Annotated in this window: 30 protein-coding genes; 6 read left to right on the top strand and 24 right to left on the bottom strand. The window is 38.8% G+C overall.

The window, feature by feature from the left end:
* Positions 1 to 4: 4 nt before the first annotated feature.
* The 24 genes from BLR79_RS02730 to BLR79_RS02625 form a co-directional block, all read right to left on the bottom strand.
* A complete protein-coding gene (locus BLR79_RS02730) occupies positions 5 to 1,495 on the bottom strand; it encodes a minor capsid protein (RefSeq protein WP_159427570.1) in 1,491 nt (496 codons plus the stop codon).
* Positions 1,449 to 2,885 carry a phage portal protein gene (locus BLR79_RS02725; protein ID WP_092084617.1) on the bottom strand — a complete coding sequence of 479 codons (1,437 nt, stop codon included), beginning with the start codon at positions 2,883 to 2,885 and terminating at the stop codon, positions 1,449 to 1,451. Before BLR79_RS02725 ends, BLR79_RS02730 begins: the two co-directional genes overlap by 47 nt.
* A gap of 80 nt (positions 2,886 to 2,965) precedes the next feature.
* On the bottom strand, positions 2,966 to 4,339 hold the full coding sequence (locus tag BLR79_RS02720; RefSeq protein WP_092084615.1) for a terminase: 1,374 nt from the start codon (positions 4,337 to 4,339) through the stop codon (positions 2,966 to 2,968).
* Positions 4,339 to 4,797, bottom strand: coding sequence for a terminase small subunit (locus BLR79_RS02715; RefSeq protein WP_092084614.1), 459 nt, complete (start codon positions 4,795 to 4,797; stop codon positions 4,339 to 4,341). Before BLR79_RS02715 ends, BLR79_RS02720 begins: the two co-directional genes overlap by 1 nt.
* A 210-nt stretch (positions 4,798 to 5,007) precedes the next feature.
* Positions 5,008 to 5,433 (bottom strand): hypothetical protein, encoded by a 426-nt coding sequence (locus BLR79_RS02710; protein ID WP_092084613.1) that lies wholly within the window; start codon positions 5,431 to 5,433, stop codon positions 5,008 to 5,010.
* A 13-nt stretch (positions 5,434 to 5,446) separates the two neighbouring features.
* The gene (locus tag BLR79_RS02705) at positions 5,447 to 5,686 is read right to left on the bottom strand and encodes a hypothetical protein (protein ID WP_092084611.1); all 240 of its coding nucleotides are present in this window, start codon (positions 5,684 to 5,686) and stop codon (positions 5,447 to 5,449) included.
* The gene (locus BLR79_RS09015; RefSeq protein ID WP_159427569.1) at positions 5,683 to 5,853 is read right to left on the bottom strand and encodes a hypothetical protein; all 171 of its coding nucleotides are present in this window, start codon (positions 5,851 to 5,853) and stop codon (positions 5,683 to 5,685) included. The genes BLR79_RS02705 and BLR79_RS09015 overlap by 4 nt, the downstream gene beginning before the upstream one ends.
* A gap of 2 nt (positions 5,854 to 5,855) precedes the next feature.
* Positions 5,856 to 6,149, bottom strand: coding sequence for a MazG-like family protein (locus BLR79_RS02700; protein WP_092084666.1), 294 nt, complete (start codon positions 6,147 to 6,149; stop codon positions 5,856 to 5,858).
* Positions 6,150 to 6,336: 187 nt separating this feature from the next.
* Positions 6,337 to 6,597 carry a hypothetical protein gene (locus BLR79_RS02695; protein ID WP_159427568.1) on the bottom strand — a complete coding sequence of 87 codons (261 nt, stop codon included), beginning with the start codon at positions 6,595 to 6,597 and terminating at the stop codon, positions 6,337 to 6,339.
* Between the two features lie 49 nt (positions 6,598 to 6,646).
* Positions 6,647 to 6,883, bottom strand: a complete 237-nt coding sequence (locus tag BLR79_RS02690) for a glutaredoxin family protein (protein ID WP_092084607.1) — start codon at positions 6,881 to 6,883, stop codon at positions 6,647 to 6,649.
* A 17-nt stretch (positions 6,884 to 6,900) separates the two neighbouring features.
* Positions 6,901 to 7,314 carry a helix-turn-helix domain-containing protein gene (locus tag BLR79_RS02685; protein WP_092084605.1) on the bottom strand — a complete coding sequence of 138 codons (414 nt, stop codon included), beginning with the start codon at positions 7,312 to 7,314 and terminating at the stop codon, positions 6,901 to 6,903.
* Positions 7,301 to 7,600: a hypothetical protein gene (locus tag BLR79_RS02680; protein WP_092084603.1), complete on the bottom strand. Its 300-nt coding sequence runs from the start codon at positions 7,598 to 7,600 to the stop codon at positions 7,301 to 7,303. The genes BLR79_RS02685 and BLR79_RS02680 overlap by 14 nt, the downstream gene beginning before the upstream one ends.
* A gap of 2 nt (positions 7,601 to 7,602) precedes the next feature.
* The gene (locus BLR79_RS02675) at positions 7,603 to 7,923 is read right to left on the bottom strand and encodes a VRR-NUC domain-containing protein (RefSeq protein WP_092084601.1); all 321 of its coding nucleotides are present in this window, start codon (positions 7,921 to 7,923) and stop codon (positions 7,603 to 7,605) included.
* Positions 7,924 to 8,190: 267 nt separating this feature from the next.
* Positions 8,191 to 10,428, bottom strand: a complete 2,238-nt coding sequence (locus BLR79_RS02670) for a phage/plasmid primase, P4 family (protein ID WP_234970791.1) — start codon at positions 10,426 to 10,428, stop codon at positions 8,191 to 8,193.
* A gap of 70 nt (positions 10,429 to 10,498) precedes the next feature.
* Positions 10,499 to 10,987, bottom strand: coding sequence for a DUF669 domain-containing protein (locus tag BLR79_RS02665; protein ID WP_092084597.1), 489 nt, complete (start codon positions 10,985 to 10,987; stop codon positions 10,499 to 10,501).
* A gap of 15 nt (positions 10,988 to 11,002) precedes the next feature.
* A complete protein-coding gene (locus BLR79_RS02660; RefSeq protein WP_092084595.1) occupies positions 11,003 to 12,397 on the bottom strand; it encodes a DEAD/DEAH box helicase in 1,395 nt (464 codons plus the stop codon).
* The gene (locus BLR79_RS02655) at positions 12,390 to 13,067 is read right to left on the bottom strand and encodes an AAA family ATPase (RefSeq protein WP_092084593.1); all 678 of its coding nucleotides are present in this window, start codon (positions 13,065 to 13,067) and stop codon (positions 12,390 to 12,392) included. The genes BLR79_RS02660 and BLR79_RS02655 overlap by 8 nt, the downstream gene beginning before the upstream one ends.
* Positions 13,064 to 13,555 carry a siphovirus Gp157 family protein gene (locus tag BLR79_RS02650; protein WP_092084591.1) on the bottom strand — a complete coding sequence of 164 codons (492 nt, stop codon included), beginning with the start codon at positions 13,553 to 13,555 and terminating at the stop codon, positions 13,064 to 13,066. Before BLR79_RS02650 ends, BLR79_RS02655 begins: the two co-directional genes overlap by 4 nt.
* On the bottom strand, positions 13,552 to 13,803 hold the full coding sequence (locus tag BLR79_RS02645) for a hypothetical protein (protein ID WP_092084589.1): 252 nt from the start codon (positions 13,801 to 13,803) through the stop codon (positions 13,552 to 13,554). Before BLR79_RS02645 ends, BLR79_RS02650 begins: the two co-directional genes overlap by 4 nt.
* A complete protein-coding gene (locus tag BLR79_RS02640; RefSeq protein WP_092084587.1) occupies positions 13,800 to 13,991 on the bottom strand; it encodes a hypothetical protein in 192 nt (63 codons plus the stop codon). Before BLR79_RS02640 ends, BLR79_RS02645 begins: the two co-directional genes overlap by 4 nt.
* 13 nt (positions 13,992 to 14,004) lie before the next feature.
* The gene (locus tag BLR79_RS09285; protein WP_268752906.1) at positions 14,005 to 14,130 is read right to left on the bottom strand and encodes a hypothetical protein; all 126 of its coding nucleotides are present in this window, start codon (positions 14,128 to 14,130) and stop codon (positions 14,005 to 14,007) included.
* Entirely contained in the window at positions 14,123 to 14,623 is a 501-nt protein-coding gene (locus BLR79_RS02635) for a hypothetical protein (RefSeq protein ID WP_092084585.1), read from the bottom strand. Before BLR79_RS02635 ends, BLR79_RS09285 begins: the two co-directional genes overlap by 8 nt.
* A 5-nt stretch (positions 14,624 to 14,628) precedes the next feature.
* Entirely contained in the window at positions 14,629 to 14,853 is a 225-nt protein-coding gene (locus tag BLR79_RS02630; RefSeq protein ID WP_092084583.1) for a hypothetical protein, read from the bottom strand.
* A 95-nt stretch (positions 14,854 to 14,948) separates the two neighbouring features.
* Entirely contained in the window at positions 14,949 to 15,155 is a 207-nt protein-coding gene (locus BLR79_RS02625; RefSeq protein ID WP_092084581.1) for a helix-turn-helix domain-containing protein, read from the bottom strand.
* Between the two features lie 192 nt (positions 15,156 to 15,347).
* Between BLR79_RS02625 and BLR79_RS02620 the strand changes: the two genes are divergently transcribed.
* The 6 genes from BLR79_RS02620 (at position 15,348) to BLR79_RS02605 (ending at position 18,538) form a co-directional block, all read left to right on the top strand.
* Positions 15,348 to 15,986, top strand: a complete 639-nt coding sequence (locus tag BLR79_RS02620; protein ID WP_234970793.1) for a LexA family protein — start codon at positions 15,348 to 15,350, stop codon at positions 15,984 to 15,986.
* Positions 15,987 to 16,115 carry a hypothetical protein gene (locus BLR79_RS09280; RefSeq protein ID WP_268752905.1) on the top strand — a complete coding sequence of 43 codons (129 nt, stop codon included), beginning with the start codon at positions 15,987 to 15,989 and terminating at the stop codon, positions 16,113 to 16,115. It begins immediately after the preceding gene.
* Position 16,116: 1 nt separating this feature from the next.
* Complete coding sequence (locus BLR79_RS02615) at positions 16,117 to 16,488, top strand: type II toxin-antitoxin system death-on-curing family toxin (protein ID WP_092084577.1); 372 nt, start codon at positions 16,117 to 16,119, stop codon at positions 16,486 to 16,488.
* 301 nt (positions 16,489 to 16,789) lie between these two features.
* Positions 16,790 to 16,927 carry a hypothetical protein gene (locus BLR79_RS09010; protein WP_159427567.1) on the top strand — a complete coding sequence of 46 codons (138 nt, stop codon included), beginning with the start codon at positions 16,790 to 16,792 and terminating at the stop codon, positions 16,925 to 16,927.
* Positions 16,928 to 17,096: 169 nt separating this feature from the next.
* The gene (locus tag BLR79_RS02610) at positions 17,097 to 17,297 is read left to right on the top strand and encodes a helix-turn-helix domain-containing protein (RefSeq protein WP_092084575.1); all 201 of its coding nucleotides are present in this window, start codon (positions 17,097 to 17,099) and stop codon (positions 17,295 to 17,297) included.
* Positions 17,298 to 17,449: 152 nt separating this feature from the next.
* Positions 17,450 to 18,538, top strand: a complete 1,089-nt coding sequence (locus BLR79_RS02605) for a tyrosine-type recombinase/integrase (protein ID WP_092084573.1) — start codon at positions 17,450 to 17,452, stop codon at positions 18,536 to 18,538.
* Positions 18,539 to 18,644: the final 106 nt, after the last annotated feature.

Genomic DNA, 18,644 nt, shown 5'->3' with positions numbered 1-18,644 from the left:
TATATCACTCCTTTAATACCATATAAATAACTAACTGATTCGAATCTACCTCTGATTTAATTATATCATACCTTGTATCAGGTCGTATTATCATTTCGCTTTCCATCATATTTTCAGTAACAAAAACATTCGTTTTTTTAGGCACATCAATAACCAACTTTATCGATCTGTTGTTTTTAAAAACATTTTTATCTTCTAATAAACTAACAGATACAAGTCCTTGGTCTCGAAATGATATTTCACTCTTATTTAAAACGTCAACTATGTCATTAATATTAGTGACTTCAACAAATTTCTTCTGATTTTGCGAAATTATTGAGCCAAGAGCCTCTGTATCCACATATCTAACAGTTCTTAAGTTACTTGGTAATTCGTTCTTTGCAATAACATTATTTAAAACTTCAATAGTTTTCATCTTTTCAGTCGGTAGCTGATGTGTTTTTCCAGAGCGCATCGCCCGATTAATATAAAAGCTATTGGGTGTCTGTATGTAGCCATCATGCTTATCATATATTATTTCTTTTTCAACTGCATTTATTTTTCCAGATTGAGTTATTAAAGATATTAAGTTTTGTGGTTTAATGAAATCGAACTTTTGGTCCTCCCGCTCTTTCAACATCTCTTCCAACTTATCGCGTTCTTTATCCACGTTCGGCGCGGTTGAACATCGACAATGCGGATGCATTGGACAGGCATTTATCCCAGGTGTCATATCATCCACCTTGAATGTCTTATCATGCAGTGAAGCGCAAATCAAACATGCTGTCGGTTCTGCTAAATAAATATACTCATCAAAGTCATTTCGTTTGTATAAATCCTTTTGGACTTCCGTTTGGACTCTTGCTGATTCAGTGACAGCTAACCGTCTAGCTTCGTAAGCTCCTACATTAAACATTTCTCTTAACCTTGGAATGGATTCTAGCGGACTTCTTCCCATAAGGACGACATCTTCAGCGATTTGAGTCACCATCTTCGATAAGCCGTCTTGTCGTTGCCACACTCTATCTGACCAGGTCACGCCTTTAAAACTTGTATGAGACAACCGATTGATAATCTGATGAGCAATCTCTGGTTCGGGCACAGTTAGCTCCATTATTCCAGCTTGGTTTCGATATTCTCTTAAACCTTCTTTTAAAATGTACTCTTGCGTCGTTTGTTCTTCCTCGTCTGCCATCAAAGCCACGTTCATCTCTAATGTTGCTTTAAATAACTCTAAACGATTGGCACGAAGTGAGAAGTTGTATAACCTCATCAACTCAGTGGCCTTTTGGTTATCTCGTAACCGTTTATCTACCCACGCTTTTGCTAACCATTGAAATCTTTCCATTTCCAACTCACTTGCAAGGACTTTAGTTTGCCCGGCTGTTTTACCAATGGACTGTCCAAAACTGTGATACATTCGCTCTAACTCTTTTTCAATATCAGTTAACGTTCTTTGATAAATTCGATCATACGTCGTCTGGAGTGCTTCGTCCCTCTGTTTGATCTGGCTCATCTCTTCGGTTCTTCGGATTTGCCAGTAGGTCTTCTTCACCATTATCCGCACCTCTCATTCGTGACTGTAGATCCCCCATATACTGTTGACGTTCTTCTTCAACGGCTTTAATCTCGTCTTCAACATTGTCTACAAATGACGCTTGTGATAACAATGTGGACTGACTGAATTTAGCTCCTGCACTTGAAAGAACCGGTAGTTCTTGCGTTAAGTTGACGGGTAGGTTCGGTGTAAACGTCACGACCAAATCTTTGACTGCTTCCTTACCTTCTGTTTCGTTGATGAAATCGCCCATTGCTAGTAGCATTCCATAACGTCTTGTAAACACTTTACGGATTAAGCGTTCTTTAATCGCTCTATCTTGCTGTAAACCTAACAATTTGTATTTCATCGCTTCACCAGATTGTGTTCCTGCAAAGTTTTGGTCGCTCACGTCCGGCGTATAACTAAACAGATAAATATCCCGTCTTAACCGTTCCTTGTGAGCTTCCACGCCGTGTACGTCATATTCCGGGTGCATGAATTTTGCTTCAATCTTTGACTGGCTGTTATCTGGCAGGACTCCGGTTGGGAGTAACATCATGTTCGCTTTTGGATCATAGTCTACTTCATCAGGATTAAAATCCCCCGTCACAACTAATAACGACTCATTCGTATCGGTCATGTAGTTTCCTGTGTCTGATTGTGCAGCGTCATATAAATCAATCAGTGGAATGACCTTTTCATAATCTCCCATGCGATAACGATTAAATGTCGCTTCTACCACAGGGACATCACCAAAAAAGTGTTTTGTTCTAGAAACCTCTCTTAACTCACCGCCAACAATTTTTGTCGGTGCATACTCAATGACTTCCTTATCTGTATAAACTGTCACATAATATAACAATTCATTTTTCGTTTGAAATGATGGATAACGAACAGCAAACAACGGTTCTTGTTGTACGGTTGTGTCATACACAACAAACGTCCATTCGGGATTACTGATCGCAATATGCGTCTCATCGTCAGTGCCCCGATACATCATTTCATAAGCTCGACCAAACTTGGATAAGTCGGTCGCTAAATCAATGTTGTGTGCATCCATATCTTCTTGTTGATTCCATTTTTCAGTAACATCATTGAGCGCATCGTACTCATCGCCCCTACCTCTGAACTCTGTTTTTACTGGTACACCAACAAAGTATGCTGTTCTAAAAGTAGTAATGTTCTCAGCAAAAGGATGCGGTGTTCGGTAATCTGATTTATTTTCATCAAACCGTCTTTTTCGATTTAAAATACCATCGTTTTTTCCGATATGATAACGGTGCAACATCTGCAATCGTGGTACTTGCTCTGCTTGGTGGTCTGCCACCAGTGCTAACAAGTCTTCGTTATTCGGCAATTCGTCCATTCGGTAGATTTCGTTAGCTCGTTCAGTTATATATAGATTTTGTTTACCGTATTCAAATTCGTTGGCTCTCTTAATTTAAATCACCTCATTCTTCTTAATGCTTTCATCTTGTCTTTTTGTACTGTCTTCTTCACTTCATACCCAACAGATGTTCTAATCGGTATCCACCCATACTGACTTGCGTTAATCGTATGGTCATTTCGGTCTTCAGGTTGGTCTTTGTCGTATGAATAAGTATTGATTTCATGGATGTGATGATTGCAATGTCTAACAATCAAATACATTTGGTTATCAATCCACGAGTTCATAAAGTTCACACGGTCAATAATCTTTAGGCTTTTATCTGAATTGATAAAACTATGCAGCGACGATACATTGCGCTTCAGTTTGTTCACTTCAGTAATCGTTGCCTGGTCTGCGTTATCGATATGGACATACCGGCTAAAACCCCATTTATCCGTACAATAATCCATAAAAGAAAAAAGCTCCTTAGCCACATCTGATGGACTAAACGGAACTTCTTCATCTTTGTTGCTCATGATCTTTTCTTCTAAAACTACTAATTGACCTTTATCTGTAATCCCTAGAAAGATAAACGCTACCGTATCATCGGTATGCTTAGAATAACTTGTGTCCACTCCACAAGAATAAGAAACAAATCTAAATGTTTTAGCCTTCGCTTCGGTAATGACGTTACGATTGTACTCAAAACTGCTGAACACCAAACCTTCTGCTCGACCACGTAAACCTTGTATCTTATTCTTGTAGAGTTTAGTTCCTTTAGGTACTGCACCTTTGATTCGTTCTTTCTTTTCTTCACTTAGTCCTGCATTGTGACTAAAATCAAAAAACCAATGAATCCACCCATCTTTCGGCTGTTCATTGAGTTCACTTGTTATTTCGATTGGAGCATCATTTTTAAACTGTTCTAACGGTCGACTTCGGTTAATATATTCATGGTAAATAGGAAGTTCAGGGTCGTCTGGGTTGGATGTGGTCATAACATAATCACAACGCATCCAAATTTCTCGGACATACTCCATATCTGCAATGTTTACTTCATCAATAAACAAACAACCGTACTGTCCACCTAATGCTTTCTTCCAGCGCGTCTTATTGTCATAACCCAACACATAAATAACCTTTTCGCCTTTAGGTGTATAGTAAATCATATGAGGTAGTGAGTGGTCTTTATTTCCGTTTGGTCGGTATTCAATATACTGACCTAATAAATCAAGTAAACCTAATTCAGATTGAATGATGTTCTTTTCGATCGTTCCTAAGTCCAGTCCGCTCAGGACATGTAATTTCCGAGTCGAATCCGCTACCTTGAGCATCCATTTAAATGCCCCAACCGTCGTCTTTCCTGCGGCTGTTGTTCCTTCTAGATTTTCAACCTCAGCATCCCATACTTTCAAGAAAGATTTATATTTATCAGACAATACTAACTCCACTACTGATCACCCTTTAATTGAGAAATCATTTTATCAAGTGGGTTCGTATCGACTGTTGCTGTAATCTCTTTCTTATCTAAATAAGCGCCAGATACTTTGAAGATATGGTCTAACGAACGTTGCCTATCTTCGATTGACGGAGTCACCAGTCGTTCATTTTCAATCTCAACAATTCCTGTAATCTTATCTACCTGCTTGAAGTAAGATCGTTGCGGTTCACCTCGTGCGATTGACGCCGTGATCGCTAGCGCTTCTTCCACGGTCATTGATAGCTCATCAAAGTATTCTTTTGATCGTTTCTTTATTGCTTCAGAAACCTTAGCATTCCTTAGCAATCGGACTCCTTGTCCTTCAGCGCTATTTTCCGAGTATCCCGCCTTAATCGCTGATTGTTTAGCATTTCCTGAGGCAACGTACTCCTCAACAAATTTCTGCTGTCTTAAATTTAAGTCTTCCAGTTTCCGTCACCTCTTTCATGAATTTGTTATATAAATAAAAAACTCCCTGACATTAATCAGAGAGTTCACTCATCGATATTTTTTTATTATTGGAGGAAATCGATGAATCGTAAAGTAGGATGATTACGCCCATAATGGTCGCTGTCGTCGTAAGGGACTTTCCTTACACTATCATAATAGCACGAAAGTAAGTCCCAATAGTGCCAACTTTCAAAAAAAGCTAAGTTTTTCAGCGAGTTCTTTTACAAACTCGTTTCTTAGCCTTATACACTGTCGTCTCGACACGTTCGTAGCCAAACTAACGCCGTCCCATGTATGTCTTCGTGGCTTTTCTAAATACCACAACTCGATAATCTTCAACGTCTCATCGTCAGCAGACACCATCATCTCTTTTAGCGCTGCATATTCAAAATTCCATTGTTTCAGTTGTTTATCCAACATAAGCCTCATTGCTGTGTTCTCAGTAGGAGAAGAGGGTATGTTTCCTCCTCCACCCTGATTAACGTCCGTCTGTTTGTGAGGGTGATGCAACTCCTCTTCTCGTTTCTTTATCCACTGAGGGTATTTGTAATAACTTTGGATGACTGCTTCTGTATGCCTGAACGCCCCATCTCGCAGTCCTCCTCGTTCTCGCAAACAATCAGCTCCTTTACAAGAAAATTAGCGTCCCTTGCATTTGATTTTGATACACAAATAAATCTTCTTTTGTCTTGAACCGCTCCGGGAATTCTCTTTCAATGAAATGATATCGTTTATCCGGCGCTCCTAATTCTTCTTTTCTGACCACATGCCGTGTACCCGTGTCTTTACATTCCATAATAAACGTATTGTCTTGTTCAGCGACAATATCTCCATCCCATTCAAACCCATAAATGCATGTTACTTTCATCGATCTAACTCCTTACCAATGAATCCCATCGTGAGAAACAGCAACACCAGAGAAAACACTTTTATTTTTAGCGAAGCGCCTAACCACGTCATGACACCCATTCCGATTAAGAAAAATATCATTAAAGTTACAAGCGCTGCTAATACTCGGTCTATAAATTTTTCCACCGTTATTCCTCCTTCACGAAGACACCGTTAATTAGCCTCCCCTTACGATCCTTAATTTCATCGTAAGCTTGTGCCACACAATCCGTAATATCAATATCTAACGTTTCGCATAATGACACCAGCGTTACAAAGATATCGCCAATTGCATCTTGAATAGCGTTCATGTTACCTTTTGCCATTCCTTCTGCTAATTCCCCTACTTCTTCAATGACTTTTAGGAATTGCTTACCTGGTTTAGCTGTGTGAATGTTCCGTGCTCTAATCCATTGTGTGATTGCTTTCGTCAAGCTGTTCATGTTCAAATTCAATCAACCTTTCAATATAATGTTTTGCCTTTTCTAAATCTTCGATACCATTTTTTTGTCGTACCGCACCACATATTTTGTGATGTGACTCTTCATTGCCGTTCTGAATCCTTCAACCGAAAAGAGTTGACTCCACATCTTGATTAAGTCCGTTCCATTGTTGCGATAATAGCTAGGTTTAATCTTCTCTGGTTTTGTACTCATAAATATCTTGCTCCAATTCTCTTAACATGAATCGAATATCACTTAAGCTGTTGGCTGTACCCGTATTTTCAAAGTGCATCGAGCGAAGTTTCTCGCCCTTATATTCCATCTCCCATACCTCCACGATGACGGTTGAACGCCCACCCCTCGTTATTGTGTATGACTGAACGATCTTTGGCTCTGTCGTTTGCAAGTGAATGTCATCGGAATCCTCTAAACCTACTGCCATGAACACGAGATAGGCGAAGAGTAGTACAATAATAAGGATCGCCATGAAACTTAATCTATTGGTTGTTGACTTCATTAGCTATCTCCTCGATTCTATCGGGTCTGAACCCTGTCCAGTAATTATCTTCACTAAGTTTCACAAAAGGAACAGACATGATGCCGTATCTTTCTTTCAACTCTTCCGCTAATTCGTCGGTCATTTTTATTTCTTTAAATGGAATCCCCTTTTGCTCGAAAAAATCTTTAGTAAACTTGCAAGGAAAGCAACCGTCTTTTGTATATACTTCAATCATTTTTATCACCTTTCTATTTACCCAAACAACTGTTCGCCAAGCAGTCGTACTTTCTCGACGTGTTCAGGATTTCGTTCCCAGTTTTTGTGAATTTCGTTGTCTGTTAATTCCAGCAATTCTTTGTGAAGAACAAACTTTTCTTCTTCTGTTAAAAACACCGGCAGTGTATTAGAGGCGCCCTCTGGAATGACAATTTTTAAACCAGAATTAGCCAGCAATTTTTCCACTCTCATATTCCCCAGTTGTGCGATCGCCTTTAAAGCTTTTTTGCTCGGGGTATTGTAACCTTTTTCCCATTTTGACACTCCGCTTCTTCCGGTTTTTAGGCGGGTAATTTCTCTAATTTTTTGAGAAAATTCTTCCTGTGATTCTAATCGTGAAATGCGTATTCTTTTGATTTCTTCGCCTAGTAATTTTTTATTCACTTCCACCGCTTATCCCTCCACGGTTAAAACGCTTGTATTCGTTACCCTCAATAAATGCCAGGTTATAAATTTTTCCAGGTTCGATATAAGAAAATAATCCAGGGTAGGGCAGTAAGTCTGATGATGTTGATGTCACACACCTCTCGCTGTAGTTAGGCGATTCCATACGCTCCCAAATAAACAGGTCGTTAGTCAGTACGCTACGACTAATAAAACTGTATTTTTTATCAAGGCTTTTTAAAATAACTATTTCTGCGTGCGTCATTTTATCTTTATCTAAAAATGTAATCATTTCTAATCCCTCTCTTCCACAATTTCAATGGCTTCTTCAACTGAGCGTGCGACACCGTAAATAATCGGCTGTTTTTCAGCGAATTTAGCGAAACGTTTCTGCGCCGGCGATAATCTCCCTTTCGGTGTTTTCACTTCAATCGCTATGAACTTACCATCACTTTTTCTAAATCCACACGTATCCGGGAAGCCTTCTGGCATCAATTTAATAATATGCCCCTGAATGGTTCTAACTTTCCCGGCATTCGTTCGCCATAACCTGTGCCCGCGTTTTGATAAGGCAAGTAATATTTCACTTTGAATATGTGCTTCTGTTTTTTTCATGTGACCTCCTTCGGTGTAGGCAGTGGTGTATACCCCCCCACATGGTAGAACCTTGATATTATCAAGGTTCTAAGACTATTTTTATTATTGGTGTATACCACCTCGAAAACTTATTTCCTATACAGTTCTTTTTATTTTTTTCCATATATTTATATTTTCTCTTCGGTATACACCAAAAGATAAAAAGTAATATAAGTATTGATATATAGCGGTTTGTAGGGGGTCAAAATGTAAAATTAGGTATACACCATGGCCTACACCCCTACACTAATTTAATGATTTTAAGCCTGGATATTTTTGTTTAATCTCTAACCCTGAATATAAGTTTCCTTTCTTTGTGCGTTTTCTCTCAAACTTTTCAACCATCTTTTGACCAAATTCTGTATGATTAAATCGGTAATACCCATTTTCGTTTGCCCATTGAATGTACGCTTTATATAATTCATTAGCTTTTACTGAATAGTTTTCTCCAGTTACACACTCTGCATCTATAAATTGCGCCACAATGTCCATTTCGAATCGATACGCTTGAGATTGTTCAATGATCTTCTTCGGAATTTTCAAACCGTCTCGTTGCCATTTAACAGCGCCTTCTAATATCCAATTGAGTATCCCTGGTGATTCACGAAGGAGTTTATATTTTAAGTCTTTATCGACTTTATCTTCGGGTATTTGCACTTCAAACGGAACTAATAGCAATCTGCGCCATATTCCATCATCAGTACCTCGGACGTAGGGCTTATGGTTCGTTGTGAGCCAAAGCTTGAATTTTGGTTCAAACTCAAAGTCCGTACCGTATAAGAACCGCGCAGTGATGGTATCCCCGCCTGTTAATTGTTTAATCAAACCTTCATCGAACCGGAAGCCTTCGTTCGGTTCGGAGCTTGTGACAAATCGTGCGCCTTGAAGGACGGCAATGTCATCACCAACACCACTGTCTTTTTTAGCCATTAAAGAACTTGCGCGAATAGTGCGGGAATAATCACCCAATATTTCAGACACAGTTTCAACGAATAAAGACTTACCATTTCTACCCCGTCCATGTAGGATGAACATCACTTGCTCTCTAGTTGAGCCGGTCAACGAATACCCTAAAGCACGTTGCATAAAATCAATCATTTCGTTATCGCCATCAAAAATATCGTTTAAGAAATCTAGCCAAATGTCCGGAGCATATTCAGATATTTCTGTTTCGGTTATTTTTGACATCATGTATTTTGGATCGTGCTCAAGTATCACTCCAGACGTTAAATCCAATACCCCGTTGGGTGTATTAGCGAGCATATCATCCTTGTCGAAGTCGTTCGGAAGCTGTGAGTGTCGGTGTTGCATTTCGTCAACAATGTTTCTCTTTTTAGATGTTTGGCGGGAATCTTTAATATGCTTTCTTAAAGCTTTCTCCGCTTCTTTTACTAACTCTTCGTCGTTCGGGTCAGCTACGTGGATAGGTTCGTTCTTCATGTCCTCGATCATTAAATCAATTAATTTACGTATCTCCCCAGTTCCGTCTTCTCGCCAATGTTGACCGTTATAGATCATGAATTTTTTAAAGTCGTAAATATATGAGATAATATCTCCAAAGCGGTCATCTAGTCGATCTGCGTTCCCTGTATCGTCATAAGATCTTTTTGGATATTCCTTTGGGCTACTCTCAGGTTGATGAAATTCATCGCTAAAATAATACTTTGGTTTTTCAAGAGGGGGTATAAATGTTTGATTGGTATCGTGGATGGCTTTATTTAACGTCATTTCGCCATAGCTTACTTTTCCCCGCTTTTCATCCCATTTAGGACGATATAAACTAGATTTTCTGAAAAGTTCATCCATCTGGGTATAATCTTTTGCTGTCCAGAAAGCTAACAGATTCGCAAAAGCTAAATCCGCCGCGCTTTGGTCATTGTTGTAATAACTTTCCCATCCCCCGTTCATAAATACTTTAAACATGCTTGCCTGTTTCGATTGCAGTATCTTTTCAACAACCTCAGCTGTCGATAAGTTATGCGAAAAGGTGGGCTCTTTAAAACGTGGGTATACAATATTATCTGAGTTGTCTAAATATTTTTTATAAATTCGTTTAAGCTCATTATCGCTTGCTGGTGTTACTTTGGAATATTTTCGTAGTGTGTCACCGGTCATTGTGAAGAAACGACCCTCTTGATACATCTCAACATTGTTGCGACGTCTTCTAGTGCCAGGGATTTTACCTTTTGTAATAATATGAACACCTTGTCCGCTGGGGGACACCTCCCCATAGGATTTAAAAGCTTCATAAAATTCAGCGACAATATTATCGGTGATATCTCCGGCTTTATAGCGTTCGATATCGCCACCTACATTGTCCAAGTCAATCCCAATATAAGGTGGGGTAAAGAAGAAACCTATACCGTCACACATATGCGCTGTGCTGGCTTCTTCAAAACTTACCCACGTAGACGGATCATTACTCCGCGCTCGCTCTCCAGTGACTGGATTATAAGGAATTTTAGTTTCTTTGTTTCCAACCACTTCATAATTCCAGGTACACCAGTTAGTAAGATTTTTTAAATCTTCTGGTATAAATTGCATTTAATCACTCCTAGAATGGTAAATCTTCTTCGGTCACAAATGGATTGGATTCGACTTGAACATTTGAGAATCGCGTTGGATTGTATGCCCATGGAGCAATCGAATTCTCTTCTTCTTTACGATATTCTGAATATTCTTTCTTAATAAAAACTCGAACAGGTTTCCCTTCGATAGCTTGGTAAAGGTCGTTCATCGACTTAATTTCAGTACCTTCTGGCACTCCGACAGCTTGTAATAAGTACATGAAATGCTCTGTATTGTACTTTCCGTTTGACTGCCAGCGATTATCAAAAACGACACGACCTGCGTATTTTCCGTTTGTTTCTGCTAGCTCGGGCACTTGCTTTAAATCTCTACGAATATCCAAGCGAATGGATAGACCACGATTACCCGTTTGACTGACGCGCTCCTCAACTTTGTGGATAATAACTTCATACTCACCTTCTGGAACGGGTTTATAATCTGTCTGATTTAAGTTTGAATAATCTGTTTTGAACATTTTTAATATCTCCTTTTATATGTGTTTATATTTGTCTTTTAACCGACTAATTTGCGAGTAATATTCTGGGAGTATTCCTTTCGTTTTAGCTTGAAAATAAACCCACCCAGGTTTATAGTTTCTAAGTTTCATTACAATATAAATTTCTTCGACCGTTTGAAGCAGATCAACGGGCTTTCGATTAATCGTTATAAGCCGGTAGTCCGCTTCAAATGCTTGTTGATCAATTTCCTTTAATTCAGCATCTTCATCTACTAAACCTCTACTTTCAACTGTAAATTCATGCCCGCATCCTGGACAAACTCTTGTCGCAGAAGAAACAACCATATAACAGTCCGTACACTCTTTTGTTGGCATAACATTTTTAAGATCATTTTTATTCTTGTTTTTACTTTCGATTGTCCATTCGCGTTCAGAAGACGGGAGTCCGTGAGTCATATAATTACCTACATGATCGATGATGACGGCTGTTTTATTTGGTTGATACCGCATTGACCGCATCGACTGTTGAATATGTAGCACTAAGCTTTTAGTTGGACGCACTAAGATGACGCAACTGCAGTCCGGCACGTTAAACCCTTCTGAAATAAGGTCAACGTTACATAGCACTTGTATTTTTCCGTCTCGAAAACTCTGCATAATTGTATCGCGTTCTTTTTTTGGTGTTTTCGCATCAGCGTGAGCGGCCGATATATTGTTTTTGTTGAATTCTTCAGTGATTTTTTCAGAATATTCAACGTTGTGCGCATAGAGAATGGCTTTTCTGCCATTTGCCAATTTTTTATAATGCTCTACAATATCGCCAAAAACACTTTTGGATAAGGATGAAGTTATTGATCCAGACGTATAATCACCAGTTGATGAACTCTTGAGCTTCTCATGACTGACTAAATCGATAGAATAATACTTAAAAGGTGCTAAATAGTTATTGTCAATAAGCCATTGAACAGACTCGCCTTCAATCATCGTGTCATAGATATCGGTGAAGCCTTTCCCGTTCATTCGCCAGGGTGTTGCAGTAAATCCTAAGCGGAAAGATTCCGGGAAATGATCATAGATTTCTCGGTAGGTGTTCGCCCGCGAGTGATGCGTTTCATCTGTGATGATGACTGATGGTTCTGGAAAGTTGCCTAATCGGTTTCTAGCACGTATCACGGTGTAAATAGTGACATAGTCCATATCTACATCTTGCTTTACGAAACTTTCTTCTATTTGTTGAGCCAGCTCCTGACGATGAACAATAAAGAGAACGTGTTTTTTATTTCGTGTTGTTAATCGTGCGATCTCAGCAATAACAACAGACTTTCCGCTCCCCGCTGGACTAACAATCATTACCCCACGAGAGCCTTTTGCGATCTCGTCACGCGCTTGGTCAACTAACTTCTGTTGGTGTGGAAAAAGTTCAAACAATTAGCTCCTCCACCTTACATCCTTTACGATCATCTAAACGGTTCTTAGCATAGATATCTTCTCTCGGTTGTAAGATAAAACCTCGACGTTCTTTTTCTTCCTCATCTCGTGTGACGATTAACCGACCCACGACATCAGCTAAACCTAAGAAGTTATTGAGAATTGGTTTACGGATATCAGGCATAGCCCGGTTAACGGTCTGTCCATCAGGTTTCGTCCATAAGTCGCTCGTTTCCCATGCAGTGAAAATTAACCGCTTATGGAGTCGTTGCAAAGCTCTGAAACTATCCATGATGACAAAGTCTGTTCGTTGGTAAGCGTCCATTCCTGGAACTCGATTATTTTTACCTTCACGTCCTAATTGGGTCAGGATCGAACGGAATAATTCGGTCACGTTATCAATGACGATATTGTCATAGTCTTTAATGTTTTTTGGTTCGTGCAGCCAAGTTACAAGGTCCATCCATGACTCCCAAATTTTATAAGTATCTACTGATAGGACATCGATGTTTTCAGATCCTGCTAGAACAGAACTTGATTTATCAATATCAATCAACAGTGTCTTTCCTGGAATGTGTTTAATGGACGACGTCTTACCTACACCTGGATTGGCATAAATAATGTATGTGGACGCATTGTTGTCTATGTCTTTAGCAGATATGATTTTCATCTAAATCTCACTCCTCGTGATTGTTGAATTTCAACACCTTCTATCTCATTTCCTTCTTCGATCGCCTCCTTTAATGCTTGTCGGTTTAGTTTAGGTGCTTGGGGCTCATAGAAGTCATCAGGGATGTTATCTTCCTTATTAACCACAAGTCTTGGTGGGTTATTTTGCACCCATACACTAAACAGAGGAGTTTTAACCCGTGGGTCCTCCAGTAAATCGAGCGAATCACGTAAGTATTGTTTTAAGTCATCTGCTCGTTTAGCGTTGGCTTGTTGCTTACTTCTTAATCGATCAATTTCCTTTTTAATAATTTCGTTGTTGTTATTGAGGTGTTGGATTATCTTTACGATGTTTTCTGCTTTAATCGCCATCGGCTCTCGGATCGAATCCAAGGTATCAGCTATTACTTCGGGTGATACTCCACCTTCTTCCATCATGCTTAAAAGCTCTTGGTAGTCGTGGGACATATCGTATAGTGTCATACTCATTTAAAAGGCACCTCCGTTGCTTCTTGTCCATCAAAATATTCCATCAGTATTTCTCGCTTCATTGAGCTGTCAAGGGTTGAAAAGAATACATTCAAGTCATAACCGCTTTTGTGCACGTATTCGCCGTCGATATAAATGTAGGCATATAGTTCACCATCTGTGACAGATCGTCCCATGAAATCTTTGGCTACAATCTTTTCTCTATCATCTGGTGTGGTTGTTTTCCAGCGATCGTAATTGCTCATCATATTTTTGGCATCCCCTTTGACAGTTCGTAGTATTTGTTCAAGTCTCTTGCTTCTTTGAGTTCTTCGCCCATCTCTTCGAGTTCCTCATTTAGCTTATTGATGATTTCTTGCTTGTCGCAAACGATCACCAACATGAGGAAGAAAACGTTGAACATCAAATAAACTGTGATAATAATTTGATTGATCATTTCCTCCACTCCTTTAATGTTGTGACGCTAATTCGTCACCAGTTTTGATAGCACCAAGGCGCTTGTAATGCTTTTTCATAAATTGATTTTCTTTTTTACTCCACGGCTTGCCGTAATTGGAGAAGTAATCTTTAGACATAGCTGTGATCACTCTTTCGCTTGGCTCGTTGTTCGAGTTCCCACGTTGTACATCCCTCAGCCGTTCGTGCCCAAAGTTTCAACGCCTCTTCGGTCATTCCCATAACTTTTGCGATTTCTTTGGCTGTGTATTCATTGTCGAACATCGTCTTAATCTCCATCCGATCCGATAGTGTCAAGCTTTTAAGGTCTAAAAACTGCGCCCACTTATGAAGTGTGGAAGTGGATCGGTTCAAAGCTTTTGACAACTCACGGTAATTTTTTCGATAGAAGTTATTCAGAAAATACCTCTTTTCTTCCCGTGTCCATTCAGGACCTTTAGATCGTGGTTCGGTGACTCCCATCAATTGTGCTTGGATCTTGATGGCTACGGGTGTTCTTTTAAGTAAGTTCGCTATTTTTTTAGAACCCAACGCTTTGTAATACTTCTTTACAAAAGCTCGTTCCTTATCCGTCCACGGTTCATTCCAATTCTCTAAGTTGTTTTTCTCCATCTTCCTCATCCTTTAAATTTATTTTTGTCTTTCCACTTCAAGAACTTTACGAATCCTTCATAATTGACCAATGTTGTTCTACCAGTTGGGCGTATGACGTATTCTTTGAAGTCTTTGTGCTCCTCCATTTTCTTTACATTTCGATACACGGTCGTTTCACTCCACCAATCAATGTGCGTTTGTTGAAGTTGTTTTATCGTGTACCATTCTTTTTCAACGACAGCTTGCATATTCTTACACTCCTCCCGCATGAACTTTCCATTCAGTTCTACTTCTAGTTCAAAATTGTTGATATCGCTTAATATGAATTAAATTCATGTTGTGGTTAAAAATTTTTGCCAACTTTGATACCAAGTAGTTCATCCGTACTTACTCGGAAAAACAAAGCAACTTTCTTAAGGTTCTCTCCGCTGATAGATTCGGGATTCTTTTCCCAATTACTGATGGTTGTTTGAGTTACGCTTAATTTTTCAGCTAACTCTCTTTGCGACATCTTTCCTTTTCTCGCTCTTAGTTCTGCGATACTAACCATTTGTTTTACCTCCCTCCGTTTTGTCTATCTTTATACTATATGAATTAATTTCATATGTCAAGTTCTTTATATGAATTATTTTCATTATCTTTATCCTATTGAATTTATTTAATGTTTTATATAGTTTACTGTTGAATTTAATTCTCATTAATTATATAGTAGATACATAGAAGGGAGGTGATAAATTTGGAGATGGAAAACAAAATAACTGGCGAGCGAATTAGGAGACTTAGAGAAAAACAAAATTTAAGTCAATCTGAACTTGCTGAGATGCTCGGTTATAAAACATACACTACTATATCGAAGTGGGAGAGCAACGACAGCCTACCTCGTGGGAACGAATTAAAAAAGATGTCTCAAGTTCTTGGTGCGAGTAGCGATTATATCTTAGGACTTAGCGATGACATAGCCACGAACATTTCTTACATTAGAAGAGAGCTAGAAGGTTTGATTTCAATCCCCGTCCTCGGTTCTATCGCTTGTGGTGAACCTATTACGGCAGAAGAAAATATCGATGAGTACCGTGAGACACTCAAGTCATCGGTGCCTGCAGGGAATTTATTCTATTTAAAGGCTAAAGGCGATTCGATGTACCCTAAGATCCCTGACGGTAGTTACGTCATGGTAAGGGAACAATCAGACGTGGAGAATGGAGAAATAGCGGCAGTGTTGCTAAACGGTGATGAAGAAGCCACATTGAAGCGAGTTCGCAAACTAGGTGATAGCATTCTTTTGGAATCGATCAATGAAGATTATGCACCCTATCTCGTGAATGAAGACAACCCAGCACGGATTGTAGGTAAAGCAGTGAAATTGGAGGTGGATTTGTAAATGAAAACTGAACAAAAAAAGAAAATAGAAAAGATTGAAGAAATGTCAAAAGAGGAAAAAGCCTATCGATTAACACTTCAACAATTGAAACGAAACCGCGAAGTTTTTATCAGATTAAAGGATAAGTAGTATGGAATATTTTACTTTAGATTACGCTATTAAATTACACGATGCAGTAATTGAAGAAAGTGGTGGCCTTCGCGGCGAAAGAGACACCGGACAATTGGATAGCGTATTACACCATATCCAAAATGACGACTACTATCCTACTTTCATTGATAAATTGACGCACCTTATCTATTCAACGGTCAAATTCCATATGTTTCTAGACGGTAATAAGCGAACAAGCATATTATTAGCTGTTCATTTTATGAACTTGAATCAATACAGTTATGCCGTTGAAGAGTTTATCGTAACAATGGAAGGGGTGGTCGTGCAAATTGCAGAAAACAACATGGACAAAGAACACTTGAAAGAACAACTGATTGCCTTGATGAATTAGCAAGGGTTAACCACCGTTACTCTTATCTAATATATTTGATGAAGGTGAACCCAACTGATGCAAAGTTTGCATGAGTTAAACAGAAAGAGGTCGAACCATATGTAACCCCATACGGTTAAGTAGATGGTTGAACTGTTTCCAAAATGGAAATAACCACTTTTGCTGAATAAAATCTAACGTTAGATTTTATATTGGGGAGCTTGCTACTCTCCTTTTTTTAAAAAAAGTATTCACTAAAGTCTTGACTTTACACAGTTTTAACTGTGTAGTGTAGATAGAAGGTCAGGAAAGGAAGATGTGGATGAAAACTAGAAAGCAGTACAAAAAAGAGCAAAAGAAAAAAGCAACCAAAGAAATAATCACTACCATTTCCCTAGTAGTAGGAATTATCTCGACGGTTGCAAACCTTATTATTAAAATAATTGAGTTACTAAAATAATCAGCAGGCGGTTGACCTTCCCGCCTAGCTTTATTATCACAAAGAAAGGATAGAAAAGCAATGAAAAATCAATTAAACGATAAATTGCTCTTAATTCTCGTTGTATTAAACGTGTTAAATTTACTGTTAACATTGGTGCAATTTATAAAATAAGAAAGGAAATAAAAGAATGATTATCAACACAAACAAAATTAAAGAACTATTCAAAAGTGACATCACTAATTACCAAATCAGCAAAGCCACAGGAATTGCTACCCAGTCTTTAGACAACTACCGTTTATACGATAGCAAAATAGAAAATATGCGAATCGGAACTGCTTATAAATTGTGTGAGTATTGGGATGAAGTCCAACAAGGAAAAGGCAATTAATTTAAACTTAAGGTTTATTCATGGGGAGCTTTCTACTCCCCTTTTTAAATAAAAAAAGAAGATAACCCCAGGCACATAGGGATGACCCCAGCGTTGTTCCTTCACGAGTTATCTTCAAGTCAATTATATCACATCAGAAAGGAGAATAAAATATGTGGGTAGAAGAATTACCCAACGGAAAATATAAGTTTACAGAACGGTACAAGGATCCAAAAACAGGTCGTTACAGACGAGTTAGTATCACGTTAGATAGAAACACTAATCAATCACGTAACCACGCACAACGCACGCTAAATGAACGGATAAGGAATACAACAGAAAGAGACACTGAAAAACTTCTGACGTTAGGCGCTCTATATCAAGAAATGCACGATCACCGAGTAAAGACATGGTCGCTTGCCAGCATACGTAAAAGCGATGGATTTTACAGACGTTATCTAAAGCCCTACCCTATTCACGATTATTTGATCGAAAGAGTAACCTTTAAAGATCTTCAAAGTCATTTAGATGAAGTTCAAAAGGATCGCAATTTGTCTGCTGTGACCATGAAGAATTACAAGTCTCATATAGGTTTAGCGTATAAGTACGCCTTACTTGCTTATAACATACCATGCAAAATAAGTTTTAGTGACTTGACTATAAAAGAAGGAACGAGGAGAAGGAAAAAGAAAAAGATATTGTCGTCTTCTGAGATTCCTCTTTTCTTAAAGAAGATTCACGAGAAGTTACCCAAAGTGTACGCCAACGCAATCGAATTCCAGTTGCTTACGGGTATGCGAATTGGTGAAATTCGAGCATTGACCTTTGCTGACATAAAAGGAAAGGCGGTTAACATCACTAAGTCTATTGAGAGGATGGCTAATAATGTTGTGCCGCCTAAAACAAAATCATCTTATCGCACTATCTATTTAAACGAACGTGCGTTAGAAATTATACATGAACAAGAAATGATTGCAACCGCACTATTTGGAGAAGATAAGTACTATTTGTTCCCCAGTAAACACAACGGTCCGATCACTTATACTTATTTGGTAGCTTTGTTACGTGACAATGATTTTAATATAGACACGCATGCTTTGCGTCACACCCACATTACTTTGCTTGTGGAAAAAGGATTTGACCTCAAGTATATCATGGAACGGGTCGGACATAGCAATCCAAAAACAACCCTCGATGTTTACACTCACATCACAAAAGATTTGGCTAAAAAAAATGAGGACAAGCTAGAAGATCTGTTCTAACTTGCCCCTTTCGTGCCCCTTTTAGTGTTCGATTTTAAGTTAGCACGCTGTAAACGTTGATGTTAAGCGACTTATTTGTTACGCATAACTTCTAGTCGGTATCCAT

This window comes from Dolosicoccus paucivorans (assembly GCF_900100125.1).
Lineage (GTDB): Bacteria > Bacillota > Bacilli > Lactobacillales > Aerococcaceae > Dolosicoccus > Dolosicoccus paucivorans.
The sequence above is the reverse complement of the archived record's forward strand: the minus strand, read 5'-3'. Positions and strand labels throughout refer to the sequence as shown.